The 14160-nt window shown below is 68.9% G+C and carries 10 protein-coding genes and 1 tRNA gene; 7 read left to right on the forward strand and 4 right to left on the reverse strand.

Features of this window, described 5'->3' with window-relative positions; translation table 11 throughout:
• Nucleotides 1-24 precede the first annotated feature (24 nt).
• From CBM2588_RS05330 to CBM2588_RS05340, 3 genes are all read left to right on the forward strand, one after another.
• Nucleotides 25-114 (forward strand) — tRNA-Ser (locus CBM2588_RS05330).
• A 167-nt stretch (nucleotides 115-281) separates the two neighbouring features.
• Nucleotides 282-1238 (forward strand): DUF1653 domain-containing protein, encoded by a 957-nt coding sequence (locus tag CBM2588_RS05335; RefSeq protein ID WP_115679685.1) that lies wholly within the window; start codon nucleotides 282-284, stop codon nucleotides 1236-1238.
• The gene (locus CBM2588_RS05340) at nucleotides 1231-2361 is read left to right on the forward strand and encodes a phosphatase PAP2 family protein (RefSeq protein WP_115679686.1); all 1131 of its coding nucleotides are present in this window, start codon (nucleotides 1231-1233) and stop codon (nucleotides 2359-2361) included. The genes CBM2588_RS05335 and CBM2588_RS05340 overlap by 8 nt, the downstream gene beginning before the upstream one ends.
• On the opposite strand, the gene CBM2588_RS05345 is transcribed toward CBM2588_RS05340, so the two are convergent.
• Nucleotides 2243-3562, reverse strand: a complete 1320-nt coding sequence (locus tag CBM2588_RS05345) for a hemolysin family protein (RefSeq protein WP_115679687.1) — start codon at nucleotides 3560-3562, stop codon at nucleotides 2243-2245. The two genes, CBM2588_RS05340 and CBM2588_RS05345, sit on opposite strands and share 119 nt — an antisense overlap.
• Nucleotides 3563-3645: 83 nt before the next feature.
• The gene (locus CBM2588_RS05350) at nucleotides 3646-4611 is read right to left on the reverse strand and encodes a LysR family transcriptional regulator (RefSeq protein ID WP_115679688.1); all 966 of its coding nucleotides are present in this window, start codon (nucleotides 4609-4611) and stop codon (nucleotides 3646-3648) included.
• A gap of 142 nt (nucleotides 4612-4753) precedes the next feature.
• Here CBM2588_RS05350 and CBM2588_RS05355 point away from each other — a divergent pair, with 142 nt between their 5' ends.
• From CBM2588_RS05355 to CBM2588_RS05370, 4 genes are all read left to right on the forward strand, one after another.
• Nucleotides 4754-6037, forward strand: a complete 1284-nt coding sequence (locus CBM2588_RS05355) for a D-amino acid dehydrogenase (RefSeq protein WP_115679689.1) — start codon at nucleotides 4754-4756, stop codon at nucleotides 6035-6037.
• Between the two features lie 105 nt (nucleotides 6038-6142).
• Nucleotides 6143-7054: a glutamate/aspartate ABC transporter substrate-binding protein gene (locus CBM2588_RS05360; RefSeq protein ID WP_115681405.1), complete on the forward strand. Its 912-nt coding sequence runs from the start codon at nucleotides 6143-6145 to the stop codon at nucleotides 7052-7054.
• Between the two features lie 194 nt (nucleotides 7055-7248).
• Nucleotides 7249-8070, forward strand: a complete 822-nt coding sequence (locus CBM2588_RS05365; RefSeq protein ID WP_115679690.1) for a transporter substrate-binding domain-containing protein — start codon at nucleotides 7249-7251, stop codon at nucleotides 8068-8070.
• A 107-nt stretch (nucleotides 8071-8177) separates the two neighbouring features.
• Complete coding sequence (locus tag CBM2588_RS05370; RefSeq protein WP_115679691.1) at nucleotides 8178-8837, forward strand: amino acid ABC transporter permease; 660 nt, start codon at nucleotides 8178-8180, stop codon at nucleotides 8835-8837.
• A 61-nt stretch (nucleotides 8838-8898) separates the two neighbouring features.
• Here the strand turns inward: CBM2588_RS05370 and cphA (CBM2588_RS05375) are convergent, their stop codons facing one another.
• On the reverse strand, nucleotides 8899-11469 hold the full coding sequence (gene cphA, locus CBM2588_RS05375) for a cyanophycin synthetase (RefSeq protein WP_115679692.1): 2571 nt from the start codon (nucleotides 11467-11469) through the stop codon (nucleotides 8899-8901).
• Nucleotides 11470-11512: 43 nt separating this feature from the next.
• A complete protein-coding gene (gene cphA / locus CBM2588_RS05380; protein WP_115679693.1) occupies nucleotides 11513-14146 on the reverse strand; it encodes a cyanophycin synthetase in 2634 nt (877 codons plus the stop codon).
• Nucleotides 14147-14160 lie beyond the last annotated feature (14 nt).

A 14160-nucleotide genomic window follows, 5' to 3' on the forward strand; every position in this document is an offset into this window, starting at 1 on the left:
TTCGCCACACGGCAACAAGTTACCGGAGAGGTGGCAGAGTGGTCGAATGTACCTGACTCGAAATCAGGCGTACCGGCGACGGTACCGTGGGTTCGAATCCCACCCTCTCCGCCAAAACAAGAAGCTGTCGGCATCGACCACCGGCAGGCAACAACAGCGTAGTAAAACTCAGGCCGACGCCCACGAAAGTGCGCGTCGGTTTTGTTTTTTTCCGCGGCCGGTTTTGTGCTGCGGCCACGGGTGGCGACAGGGTGGCGGCGCGCGCCGGCCGGTGCACTATCATGGCGATCCGCAACGCAGGATGCCGCACCATGACCCAGCCCACCGACAAAGCAGCCGCCTCACCGGCCTCACCGGCCTCCCAGGTCTTTCATGGCGATCCGTCCGAACTGCCGGCCGATCCCGGCCTGGTCTACGGCATGCCGTACCGGCACTACAAGGGCGGCGCCTATACGGCGGTAGGCGTCGGGCGCTTCGAGGCCGACCTGGCGCCGGTGGTGGTCTACCGCGCCATGCGCGATCCGTCCTTGCTGTGGGTGCGCCGCGCCGATGTGTTCAGCGAGCCGGTGGCGACGCCGCAGGGCGAGGTGCCGCGCTTCGCGCCCGACTGGCCCGCGGCGCTGGCCTGCCTGGATTTCCTGCCGCGCCAGGCGGTGCTCGACGTGCTGGCGCTGCACGACACGCCGTACCGCCGCTACCACGACCGCCGCCATATCCTGGAGATGTTTGAGGCCGCCCATGTGCGCGGCGTGACGCTGGACCGCGCGCAGGCGCTGGCGGTGCTGTGCCACGACGCGGTCTATGTGCCGGGCTGCGAGTACAACGAGGCTGCCTCGGCCGCCATGATCGAATCCGTTGCGCCAGGTGAAGCACGCGCGGTGCTGGAACGTGCCGCGCGGATCGTGCTCGATACGCGCGACCATCGACCCAGCTGCGCGGGCGCGGACACCGTGCTCGATCTCGACCTGCTCAGGCTGGCCGCGCCGCCGGACGTGTTCGACGGCCACAGCCTCGACGTCTTCGCCGAAAACCGCGCCTTGCTGGCCGCGCGCACCGGCTTGCAGGGCGATGCGCTGTGGGCCGAGTTCATGCGCCGCCGCGCGGCATTCCTGGGCCACCTGGCGCAGCGCCCGCGACTGTTCCTGACCGCGGCGTTCGCCGATTGCGAGCGCCCGGCCCGAGCCAATCTCGCCAGGATCGGCGCCAGCGCCGGCACCGCGGAGGCCGCCGGTGGCTGACGCGCCGGCGCGCGCGGTCGCCCTGGTGCAGGCCTGGCTTACGCCGGGCACGGCGCTGGGTCTGCTTGCGCTGTTCGCGCTGGTGACGCTGCTGCTGCTGGGCCTGGTGCCGCTGCTGGTGGCGCTGTTGCGGCCCGTGGTGCGCTGGCTGGACCGCTGGCGCGTGTGGGGCGCGGGCGCACTGTCGGCGCGCGTGGCGGCGCGGCCGCGGCGGCTGGACGCGCTTACGCTGCGCGTGCTGGAGCGCGACGTGGCCGAGCTGCTGCTGGTGCTGCTCGCCGGCGCCGTGCTGCTGGCGTGCGGCAGCGCGCTGTTCTGGCTGGCCGGCGAGGTCGCGGAAAACGCGGACGTGGTGCGCCTCGACCAGCAGGTGTACGCGGGCCTGCGCGCCTTGCGCAGCGACTGGCTCGACCTGGCAATGGTGGCCGTGACCGAGCTCGGCGGCGGGCGCATTTCGGTGGCGGTGGGCGTGGCGGTGTTCGCGTGGCTGTGCTGGCGCCGGGCCTGGATCGTGGCGCTGTACTGGGCGGCCGCGCTGCTCGGCGCGCGCGCCTGCGTGATGGCGCTCAAGCTCGGCATGGCGCGGGTGCGTCCGGCCAGCATCTACAGCGGCCTCGAGTCGTATTCCTTCCCCAGCGGCCACGCCACCAGCAGCATGGTCACCTACGGCTTCCTGGCCTTCCTGATGTGCCTGCGCCAGCCGTGGCGCGTGCGCATTCCGGTGCTGGCGCTGACCGTGGTGGCGGTGGCGGCGATCGGCGTGTCGCGGCTGTACCTGGGCATGCACTGGCTGTCCGACGTGGCCGCGGGCTATGCGCTCGGGCTGGCGTGGATCGCGCTGCTGGGCACGGCCTACCGCACGCTGCACGGACCGGCGCCGCGGGGCTCGGTGGCGCCGTCGCGGCTCGGTGTGGTGGCGGCGGTTGCAGTGGTGGCGGCGTTCGGCTACGTGGCGTGGTTCCGGCTGCCGGACACGCTCGAGCGCTATCGCCAGGCCGGCGCGGCTACGCTGGCGTCGCCGCCGCTTCCGCCTCGGGTGCTGGCGGCAGGCGCGACACCAGCAACTGGTCGATCTTGTGATGGTCGATGTCCAGCACTTCGAAGCGATAGCCCGCCACGGTGATCGACTCAGACTTCTTCGGGATGCGCTTGAGCGCATAGATCACCAGCCCGGCCGCGGTATCGACGTAGTCTTCGCCTGGCAGCGTATCCAGCTCCAGCGCCTTCTTCAGGTCGACCAGCGGCGTCAGGCCATCGACCAGCCACGAGCTGTCGTCGCGCCGCACGATCTGCTCGTCTTCGCTGGAATAGAGGATGTCGCCCATCAGCGCGCCGACGATGTCGTCCAGCGTGACGATGCCCACCACCAGCCCGTATTCGTTCATGACCACGGCAAAGCTCTGGTGCATCTCGCGAAAGCGCGTCAGCGATTCGGACAGGGTCAGCGTGTCGGGGATCACCAGCACGTTCTTGTCGTGGTGGCGGCCGATGTTGCCCATCACCGCGGCGCTTTCATCGGCCAGCAGCAGCTGCAGGATGTCCTTGGAATCGATATAGCCCTGCACGTCGTCGAGGTCGTGCCCGCACACCGGATATTGCGCGTGCGGCTGGTTGACCAGCTTGCGGCGCACGCTGTCGGCGGGTTCGTCCAGGCTCAGGTAGACCACCTCGTCGCGCGGCGTCATGATCGCGGTGATGCCCTTGAAGTCGAGCTCGAACACGTTCTCGATCAGATGCAGCTCATGCTTGTGCAGCACGCCGGCCTCGGCGCCGGCATCGACCATCGCGGCGATGTCCTCGGTGGTGATCTGGTCGACCGGCTTGGTCGGCAGCCGCAGCAGGCGCAGCATGGCATCGGCGGCGGCGTTGAAGACCCACACCAGCGGCCTGAGCACGCGCAGCAGCGTCAGCATCGGGTCGATCACCGCCAGCGCGCAGGCCTCGGGAAAGGTCATGGCGATGCGCTTGGGGATCAGGTCGGCGAACTGGATGAACAGCAGCGTCACGATCAGGAACGAGCCGATATTGGCGACGCGCTGCGCGTGCACCACCTGCATGTAGGGCGACAGCGTTTCCAGCAGCAGGTCGGACACATGCTTCTCGCCCAGGATACCGGCCAGGATGGCGACGCTGTTCACGCCGATCTGCACGATGGTGAAGAAATTCCCGGGCTCTTCCTTGAGCAGCAGCACGCGCGTGGCGCGGCCGTCGCCGCGTTCGGACAGCACTTGCAGCTTGGTGCGGCGGGCAGCGGTCAGCGCGATCTCGGAGATCGAGAAAAAGGCGCTGACAAGGACGAGCACGATCAGGGTCAGGACGAACATGGGCAGGATTGCGCTGGCAGGTTGTGCCTGCAGGCGGCTTGATGATGGTGCACGGCGCGCGCGGCTGTCAATCTGTGTTCCGCTTAGTCGCGGCGCCTGGCGGGGGCGGCGTCGAAGCTTGCCGTCGGCGCTTCCAGCCGTTGCGGCAGCGTTGCCGCCAGCGCCGCGGCGGCCTGCGCGAACTGCGCGTGCAGGTCGTCGGCCAGGCTGGAGCCGGCGCGGTGGCTGGCGCGCAGCATCTGGATCTCGAACGGCAGCACCGGCGCCACGTCATGCAGCGCGACGCGCTCCGGGCTGGCGCTGAGCGCGGTGTACTGGTCCAGCAGCGTCAGGCCCAGGCCGGCGTCGACCAGCGCCAGCGCCAGCGAGTAGGTCTGAACCTCCAGCGTCGAGCGCGGCTCCAGCGCGTGCCGCGCCAGGGTCTGGCGCACCAGCAGGCCCAGCGAACTGTTGTCGTCATAGCCGATAAAGGGGCGTTCCATCAGCCGCTGCATCGGCACCACGCGGCGGCGCCCGCCGGCGGGCAGCGGCTGCGCGCGCGGCACCGCCAGCAGCATGCGGCCGCTCGCCACCGGCTCGCTCGAGATGGCTTCGTGGCGGGGCGGGGCGAAGGCAAAGCCGAGGTCGATCTGGTTGGCCAGCAGTGCATCGACGATCTCGTCGGTATGGTGCGTCAGCACCTGCACCTGGGTGTCGGGGTGGCGCGCGCAGAAGCTGCGCACCGCCGGCACCAGCAGCGGGTTGGCCAGGCTCGGCGTGGCGGCCACGCGCAGCCGGCCCGTGCCCTTGTGGCGCAGGCTTTCCGAGACCCGGCGCACGCGTTCGATCTCGCCATATAGCCTTTCGACATCCCCATACAGCGCGTTGGCCTCGGGCGTGGCCTGCAGCCGTCCGCGCACGCGCTCGAACAGGCGGAAGCCGAGCGAGGTCTCGGCATGCTGCAGCACACGCGTGACCACCGGCTGCGATACGTGCAGCAGGCGCGCGGCCTCGCTGACGGTGCCGGTCAGCATCACGGCGCGGAACACTTCGATCTGGCGCAGGCGCATGGCATCGCGGGGTAGTGGAGAGGGGGCGCAAGGCTGCGGGGGCAGCCATAGCCTGAAGACATATTCTGGCACGTATTCGCATTGGGCAAGCCGGCGCGCTTGCACTACGCTCTGCCTGATGGACGCAAGCAAGGGAAAGGCAATGCAGGTGGTGATCGTGGGCGCGGGCGTGGTGGGGATGACGACGGCATGGCGCCTGGCCGAGGATGGCCACCAGGTGACGGTGCTCGAGCGCCACGACGGCCCCGGAGAGGAAACCAGCTTTGCCAACGGCGGGCAGCTCAGCTACAGCTACGTGGCGCCGCTGGCGGGACCGGGTGTCATGGCCAAGGTGCCGGGCTGGCTGCTGCGGCGCGATTCGCCGATGCGATTTCGCCCGGCGGCGGACCCGGCGCAGTGGCGCTGGCTGGCCGCCTTCATGTCCGCCTGCAACGCCGCCACCAGCGAGGCGACCACGCGCAAGCTGCTGCGGCTGGGCTTCTATTCGCGCGACCTGATGCAGGCCTTCGTGGCCCGGCACCAGCGTGACGACGGCGGCGCCGGTTTCAATTTTGCGCGGCGCGGCAAGCTGGTGGTGCACCGCGACGCGGCGGCGTTCGAGTCGGCCTGCCGGCTGCTGGACTACCAGGCCAGCCTGGGCTGCGAGCAGCAGGCGCTGGACCGCGATGCCTGCGTGGCGCTGGAACCGGCGCTGGCCGGCATCCGCGACGACATCGCCGGCGCCATCCATACCCCGAGCGAGGAGGTGGGCGACTGCCATCGCTTCTGCCTGTCGCTGGCACGCTTGCTGCAAGATGGCGCGTACGCGGGCGTGTCGCTGCGCTTTGGCACCGTGGTGCAAGGGCTGGTGCAGCAGGGCGGCCGCGTCACCGGCGTGCGCACGCCGGCCGGGGTCGTGCCCGCCGACGTGGTGATCATGTCGGGCGGCATCGGCAGCGTGCCACTGCTGCGTCCGCTCGGGGTACGGCCGATGCTGTGGCCGCTCAAGGGCTACAGCATCACGGTGCCGCTGGCAGGCGGCGCGTCCGCGCCGCATGTCAGCGTGACGGATTTTGCCAACAAGATCGTTTATGCCCGGATCGGCAATACACTGCGGGTGGCGGGCATGGCCGACCTGGTGCGCGGCGGCACCCGCATCGACCCGGAACGGGTCGGCACGCTGGTGGCGCAGACCCGCGCGCTGTTTCCCGGCATCGTGCCGGACCAGCCGCTGGCGCAGCTGCAGCCGTGGGCCGGGCTGCGACCGGCCACACCGGACGGCCTGCCGCTGGTGGGGCCGTCGCGGGTGTCGGGGCTGTGGCTCAACCTGGGCCACGGCGCGCTGGGCTTCACGCTGGCGATGGGCAGTGCCGGCCTGCTGGCCGACCGCCTGGCGGGGCGCCGTCCCGCCATCGACGCAGAAGATTTCGACGCCGCCCGCGCCTAGCGCTGCGGCCGAGCATGGGTTGTTGCCGTACCGGTAACTCTGCAGTACCTGAAGCTGTCCATGAAGCATGCCTCAATGACCAAGCCCCACTACAAGGAGCGCCACATGCAAACGCTGCACCCCCACCGATCCGCCACCCGCCGCGCGCTTGCGGCAGCCACGCTGCTGCTGGCCGCCGGCGCGGCCCATGCCGCCGACGGCGACACGCTGAAGAAGATCAAGGACAGCGGGGTGATCTCGCTTGGCTACCGCGAATCGTCGATCCCGTTCTCGTACACCGACGGCAAGGAGGTCATGGGCTACTCGCACGAGATCCTGCTGCAGATCGTCGACAAGGTGAAGAGCGAGCTGAAGATGCCCAACCTGCAGGTGCGCCTGACGCCGATCACCTCGCAGAACCGGATCCCGCTGGTTCAGAACGGCACCATCGACATCGAATGCGGCAGCACCACCAACAACCTCGAGCGGCAGAAGCAGGTGGCGTTCTCCAACAGCCTGTTCGTCTACGGCATCAAGATGCTGACCAAGAAGGATTCGGGCGTGAAGGAGTTTGCCGACCTGAAGGACCGCAACGTGGTCACCACCGCCGGCACCACCGGCGAGCGCCTGCTGGTCAAGATGAACGGCGAGAAGGCCATGAACATGAACCTGATCAGCACCAAGGACCACGGCCAGTCCTTCCTGATCCTGGAAACCGGCCGTGCCGCCGCGTTCGTGATGGATGAGCCGCTGCTGTACGGGGAGCGCACCAAGGCCAAGAACGCCGCCGACTGGGTGGTGGTGGGCGCGCCGCTGCAGACCGAGAACTACGCCTGCATGTTCCGCAAGGACGATCCCTCGTTCAAGAAGCTGGCCGATGGCGTGATCGCCGACCTGCAGACCAGCGGCCGCGCCGAGAAGCTGTACAACAAGTGGTTCATGGCGCCGATCCCGCCGCGCGGCATCAATATGAACTACCCGCTGTCGGCCGACATGAAGGCGCTGTTCGCGGCGCCCAACGACAAGGCCTACCAGTAGGGCGGGGCGGGCCGCGGGGGCGGAACCGGGCCCCGCGGTTATTTAGCCATGATGAATCGATATTTAGCATTCGATAGTGTTTGCGGTAGTGTTGAGCCCGATATAGGCTCATAGCAGCACAACAGCCGGCGGCGCTCCAAAAGAGGCGGGCCGGCGCTGCCCCACACTGCTTATCCGCATCGACTGGAGAACATATGCGATCGCTTCGTACTGGCTGGTTCAAATCCCTGCTGGCCGCTTCCCTGGTGGCCGGCGCCGGCCTGGCGGCCACCGCGGCCCATGCCGCCGACCTGCTCGACACCGTCAAGCAGGCCGGTGTGCTGAAGATCGGGCTGGAGGGCACCTATCCCCCGTTCGGCTTCCGTGGCGCAAAGAACGAGCTGGAAGGCTTCGACGTCGACGTGGCGCGGGCGGTGGCGGGCAAGCTCGGCGTCAAGCCGGAGTTCGTCACCACCGAATGGAGCGGCATCATCGCCGGCCTGCAGGCGGGCAAGTTCGATGTCATCGTCAACCAGGTCAACGTCACGCCGCAGCGCCAGCAGGTGCTGGATTTTTCCACGCCCTACGTCTACTCGGATGCGCAGCTGATCCAGCGCAAGGATGACAAGCGCCAGTTCAAGTCGCTGGAAGACCTGAAAGGCCACAAGCTTGGCGTCAGCCTGGGCAGCAACTACAACGACCTGGCCAAGTCCGTGGCCGGCATCGACGTCAAGACCTATCCCGGCGCGCCCGAGTACCTGCGCGACCTGGCGGCACAGCGCGTCGACGCCGCACTGAACGACCGGCTGATGGTCGCGTACCTGGTCAAGACCGCAAACCTGCCGCTGCGCCCTGGCGCGATCGTGGCGGGTGCCACCACGCAGGTGGCGATCCCGTTCCGCAAGGACAACCCCAAGTTTGCGCAGGCGATCAACCATGCGCTGGATGAACTGGCCAAGGACGGCACGCTCGGCAAGCTGTCGGTGAAGTGGTTCGGCACCGATGTAACCAAGCCCGCCGGCAAGCCGATCAAGTAAGCCGACCGGCAGGGCGTTATCATGTCGCGGCGCGGCGGCCTGCATGGCTGCCGCGCCGCTTTGCTTTTGTGCCCTTTTATTGCTGATCCTTTTCGCGCCGCCACGCCATGCCCGCTCTCCAGCTCGTCATCGACTCCCTGCCCGTGTTGCTGCAGGGCACGCTGCTGACCATCAAGTTCGCGCTGTGGTCGATGGTGTTCGGGCTGATGCTGGGCACGGTGGTGGCGCTGATGGGCATCAGCCATAGCCGGATGCTCAAGGCGGTGGCGCGCGGCTACGTCAGCATCATGCGCGGCACGCCGCTGCTGGTGCAGATCTTCGTGGTCTACTACGGGCTTCCCGGCATCGGCATCGCGCTGGAGCCGACCCCCGCGGGCGTGCTGACGCTCAGCCTGAACGTCGGCGCCTATTTGTCCGAGAGCATGCGCGGCGCCATCCTGGGCGTGGCGCGCGGGCAGTGGCTGGCGGCCTACAGCCTGGGCCTGACGCCGGCGCAGGCGCTGCGCTACGTGGTGGGCCCGCAGGCGCTGCGGCTGGCGGTGCCAAGCCTGTCGAACAGCCTGATCAGCCTGATCAAGGATACGTCGCTGGTATCGGTCATTACCGTCACCGAGCTGCTGCGCACCGCGCAGGAGGTGATTGCCGCCACCTACCAGCCGTTGCCGCTGTATCTGGCGGTGGCGGCGATCTATTGGATATTGAGCACGGGCTTGTCAGGGCTGCAGCACCGGCTGGAGCGGAGGTTGTCGCTGCCGGGGCGGCATTGAGACCCGCGCCAAAGCAAAAGGCCAGCTCCACGGAGCTGGCCTTTGTGCATCAGCGGACCGTTCAGCCCTGCGCGATGCGCCCGGCGATATGCCCCAGCGCCTCTTCCACCTGGTCCACCAGGATCAGGCACAGGTCGCCCGGCTGCAGGTGCGACAGCGCGGTATCGATGGCGAGGAACTCGCCGCGGATTTCCTCGACCTGGCTGGCGCGTTGCGCGCCCTGCAGGCCTTCGCGCAGCAGCGCCAGCACTTCGCCGTCGGCGCGGCCGCGCTGGCACTGGTCCTGGTACAGCACGACCTCGTCGAACACGCCGCCCAGGATCTGGGTCTGGCGGCGGATGTCGTCGTCGCGGCGGTCGCCCGCGCCGCTGATCACCACCACGCGCCGCCTGGCCGGGATGGATTCGATCGCATTGCACAGCGCCAGGATTGCATCCGGGTTGTGGCCGTAGTCGGCGATCAGCGTGGCGCCGCGGTAATCGAACACATTGAAGCGTCCGGGCGCGGTCTGCGCATCGTTGACAAAGGTGGCCAGCCCGCGGCGGATCACCGCCCAGTCGATGCCGAGCGCCCACGCCGCCGCGATCGACGACATCGCATTCTCGACCTGGAAGCCGATGGTGCCGTTGCGCGTCAGCGGGATCTCCGCCAGCGCGATGCGCACTTCGGCATCGCCTTCGGCGGCGACGATGTCGGCGCCGTCGACGAACACCACGCGCTTGCCCTGCGCGCGGTGCGTGGCCATGGCGGGCTGGTCGGGATCGTGCGCGAAGAAGGTGACGCTGCCCGGGCAGGCGTCGGCCATGCGCACCACCATCGGATCGGCGGCGTTGAGCACGGCCATGCCGTGCGGCGCGACGTTCTGCACGATCACGCTCTTGAGCACCGCCAGGTCTTCCACCGAGTTGATGTAGGACAGGCCCAGGTGGTCGCCTTCGCCGACGTTGGTCACCACCGCCACGTCGCAGCGGTCGAAGGCCAGGCCTTCGCGCAGCAGGCCGCCACGCGCGGTCTCGAACACGGCGGCGTCCACGTCCGGGTGCAGCAGCACGTTGCGCGCGCTGCGCGGGCCGCTGCAGTCGCCGGTGTCGATGCGCTCGCCCTGGATATAGACGCCGTCGGTGCCGGTCATGCCCATGCGCAGGCCGCTGCTGGCCATGATGTGGGTGATCAGGCGGACCGTGGTGGTCTTGCCATTGGTGCCCGATACCGCCACCACCGGGATGCGGCCATCGTCGCCGTCGGCAAACATGGTCGAGACGATGGCTTCGCCGACCGCGCGGCCCTTGCCGTACGACGGCTGCAGGTGCATGCGCAGGCCCGGCGCGGCGTTGACCTCGACAATGCCGCCGGCCTGTTCCTCGAACGGCTTGAGCATGGTCTCGCACACCGCGTCGACGCCGGCGATGTCGAGGCCCACCATTTGCGCCGCGGCCACGGCGCGCGCGGCGATGTCCGGGTGGACGTCGTCGGTCACGTCGGTGGCGCTGCCGCCGGTGGACAGGTTGGCGTTGTTGCGCAGCACCACGCGGGTACCGGCGGCCGGCACGGAATCGGCGGTCAGGTTCTGCTTGGCCAGCGTGGCCAGCGCGATATCGTCGAAGCGGATCTTGGTCAGCGAGGTGGCGTGGCCTTCGCCACGGCGCGGGTCGCGGTTCACTTCCTCGACCAGCTGGCGCACGGTGTGCACGCCGTCGCCGATCACCTGCGGCGGATCGCGGCGCGCGGCCGCGACCAGCTGCTTGCCGACCACCAGCAGGCGGAAATCATGGCCCGGAATATAGCGCTCGACGATCACGTCGGAGCTGATGTCCGAGGCGACCTCGTAGGCCGTCATCACTTCCTCGCGGGTGCGGATGCGCACCGCCACGCCCTTGCCCTGGTTGCCGTCACGCGGCTTGACCACCACCGGCGCGTCGATTTCCTGCGCCGCGGCCCAGGCTTCGTCGGCGCTGCGCACCGAGCGGCCCAGCGGCACCGGCACCCCGGCGGCGTGCAGCAGGCTCTTGGTCAGTTCCTTGTCCTGCGCGATCGACTCGGCCACGGCGCTGGTGCGGTCGGTCTCGGCCGCCTGGATGCGGCGCTGCTTGCTGCCCCAGCCGAACTGCACCATCGAACCCTGCGTCAGGCGCCGGTACGGAATCCCGCGTGCGACCGCGGCGTAGACGATCGAGCCGGTGCTCGGCCCCAGGCGCACGTCCTCGTCCAGCTCGCGCAGGCGGTGCAGCGCGTCGGCAAGGTCGAAGGGAGTGTCGTGACGGGCGGCCTGGCACAGCGCCTCGGCCAGTTCGAAGGCGAGCCGGCCGACTTCTTCCTCGCTGTATTGCACGATCACCTGGTAGATGCCGGGCTCGACCGTCTGCGCGGTGCGGCTGAACGTGACCGGGCAGCCGGCAGCCGCCTGCAGGCGCAGCGCCGTCACTTCCAGTACGTGGGCCAGCGACAGCTCGACCGATTCCTCGTCCGGGCGCAGCGGCCCGATCTCGGGGAAGCGGGCGCGCAGCCGGTCTTCAAAGCCGGGCAGGGCCGACAGCATGTTGGCGGTGTCCTGGCATGCCACGATCGCCTCGATGGCGGTGTGGCGGCACCACAGGTTCGGGCCCCGCAGGGCCCGGATTCGGGAGACTTCCATAGAACGGTTTCCGTGTCTTCTATGCGCGGTTGGGCTGGGGGCGTCAGGCGCGGCGGGCGGGCTGGCCCATCCAGTGGTGCACCAGGTCGACTGTGGCGCCGGTGGCGGCCTCGTCGCACTGCAGGACCAGCAGGTCGCCCGGCACCAGTTGGCTCAGGGCGGCTTCGATGGCGCTGGCGCGGGTGCCTTCGTCGATGATCTTGGTCACGCGCCGGCCTTCGTACAGGCCCTGCTTGAGCAGCGCGCGCGCCTCGGCGTCGGGCAGGGCGCGCTTGACGCTGCGATCCTCGCACAGGAACACGCGGTCGAAATGCTGGCCCAGGACCTTGCCCTGGCGCACCAGGTCGTCGTCGCGGCGCTGCACGCCGGCGCCGTAGACCACCATGCGGCGCTCGGTCGGGAAGCGCTCCAGCGCGGCCGCCAGCGCTTCCAGCGCGGGGGCGTTGTGGGCGTCGTCGACCACCACCGTGGCGCCGTTGCGCTCGAACAGCGTGAAGCGGCCCGGCACGTCGACCTGGCCCACATCGAAGGTCACCACGCCGGCGCGGATCAGGTCATTGGAGATGCCCAGCGCCCAGCCGGCGGCGACCGCGGCCAGCACGTTCTCGATCTGGAACGCGACGCGGCCGGCGTAGGTCAGCGGCACCGCGGCCACGTCGACCAGTGCGGTCTCGCTGTTGCCGGTGGCCAGCACGATCTTGCCTTCGCGCACGTACACCGCACGCTTGCCGGCGGCGCGGTGCGAGATGATCGCAGGCAGTTCCGGGGTCAGGCCGAAGAAGATCACGTCGCCGTCGCACAGTTCGGCCATCTCGACCAGGCGCGCGTCGCGCGCGTTGAGCACGGCGGCACCGTTCTGCAGCACCACGTCGACCTGCGTGCGCAGCACGTTGTACATGCGGTCTTCGTCTTCGACGTAATAGTCGCCGAGATGGTCGGGCTGGTCGAAATTGGTGACCACGCCGACCTGGCAGCGGTCATAGGCCAGGCCCTCGGACAGGATGCTGCCGCTGTCGTTCTCGAACACGGCGGCCTCGACCGCGCGGTTCATCAGGATGCGGTGGCCGGCTTCCCAGTTGGCGCGGTCGCCGCTTTCGACCTGGCGGCGGTCCAGGAACAGGCCGTCGCTGCAGGCCAGGCCGGTATGCTTGCCCGACAGCTGCAGCAGCCGCGCCACCAGCCGTGCCACCACGGTCTTGCCGTTGGTGCCGGTCACGCCCACAACCGGGATGCGGCCCTGGTCGTCTTCCGACTCGGGGAACAGGTGGTTGACGATGGCGCGGCCCACCGGGCGCGGCGTGCCCTCGGCGGGCTTGATATGCATCAGCAGGCCGGGGCCGGCGTTGACTTCGACGATGGCGCCGCGCTGTTCATGCAGCGGGCGCGAGATGTCCTCGGCCACCAGGTCCACGCCGGCAATGTCCAGGCCCACCACGCGCGCGGCCAGCGCGGCATGCGCGGCCACGCTGGGGTGCACGCGGTCGGTGACGTCGAAGGCGACGTTGCCGTTGCGCTGGATCAGCACGGTGCGGCCTTCCGGCGGCACCGAACTGCCGTCCATGCCCTGGCGCTTCAGCTCCAGCCGCGCGGCGGAGTCGAGGCGCACGCGGTTGAGCGGGTGGTCCTCGGTGCTGCCGCGGCGCGGATCGGAGTTGATCTGCAGCTCGATCAGCTCGTCGATGGTGGACTTGCCGTCGCCGACCACGCTGGCGGTCTCGCCCATGGCAGCGGCCACCAGGCGGCCACCCACCACCAGCAGGCGGTGCTCGTTGCCCGGGATAAAGCGCTCGACGATGACCCCGCTGCCTTCGTCGATGGCCACCCCATAGGCGGTTTCCACTTCCTCGCGGGTCATCAGGTTGGTGAACACGCCGCGGCCATGGTTGCCGTCATAGGGCTTCACCACCACCGGCACGCCGATGTCCTCGGCGGCGTCCCAGGCGTCTTCCGGCGATTCGACCAGGCGGCCCTCCGGCACCGGCACGCCGCAGGATTCCAGCAGGCTCTTGGTCAGGTCCTTGTCGCGCGAGATGCTTTCGGCGATGGCGCTGGTGCGGTCGGTCTCGGCGGTCCAGATGCGGCGCTGGCGCGCGCCATAGCCCAGCTGCACCAGGTTGCCGTCCGACAGGCGGATCGCCGGGATGTCGCGGTCGTCCGCGGCATCGACGATGCAGGCGGTGCTGGGGCCCAGGCAATGCTTGTCGACCAGGCGGCGCAGATGCTCCACCGTGGCCGCGACGTCGTAGGGGCGGTCCTCGATCGCGGCCATGACCAGGTCGCGCGCGCCGAACAGGGCGGCGCGGGTGACTTCCTCGTGCCAGGCACGCACGATCACCTTGTAGACGCCGCGCACCGGCGTTTCGCGCGCCTTGCCGAAGCCGCCCGGCATCCCCGCCAGGTTTTGCAGCTCAAGCGTCACGTGTTCCAGGATATGGCCCGGCCAGGTGCCTTCCTTCAGCCGCTGCAGGAAGCCGCCGCGCTCGCCAATGCTGCAGCGATGCTCGATCAGCGACGGCAGCCAGGCCGACAGGCGCTCGTAGAACCCCGGAATCGTGTTGGAGGGAAAGTCCTCCAGTTCCCCGATATCGACCCATGCCTCCAGAACGGGCCGATATGTCCACATATTCGGGCCGCGCAGCGACATGACATCGAAAATCTCAATGTCCTTCTTTTTCATTGAATTAGCTTGAG

This window comes from Cupriavidus taiwanensis, assembly GCF_900250075.1.
GTDB classification, from domain to species: Bacteria; Pseudomonadota; Gammaproteobacteria; order Burkholderiales; family Burkholderiaceae; genus Cupriavidus; species Cupriavidus taiwanensis_C.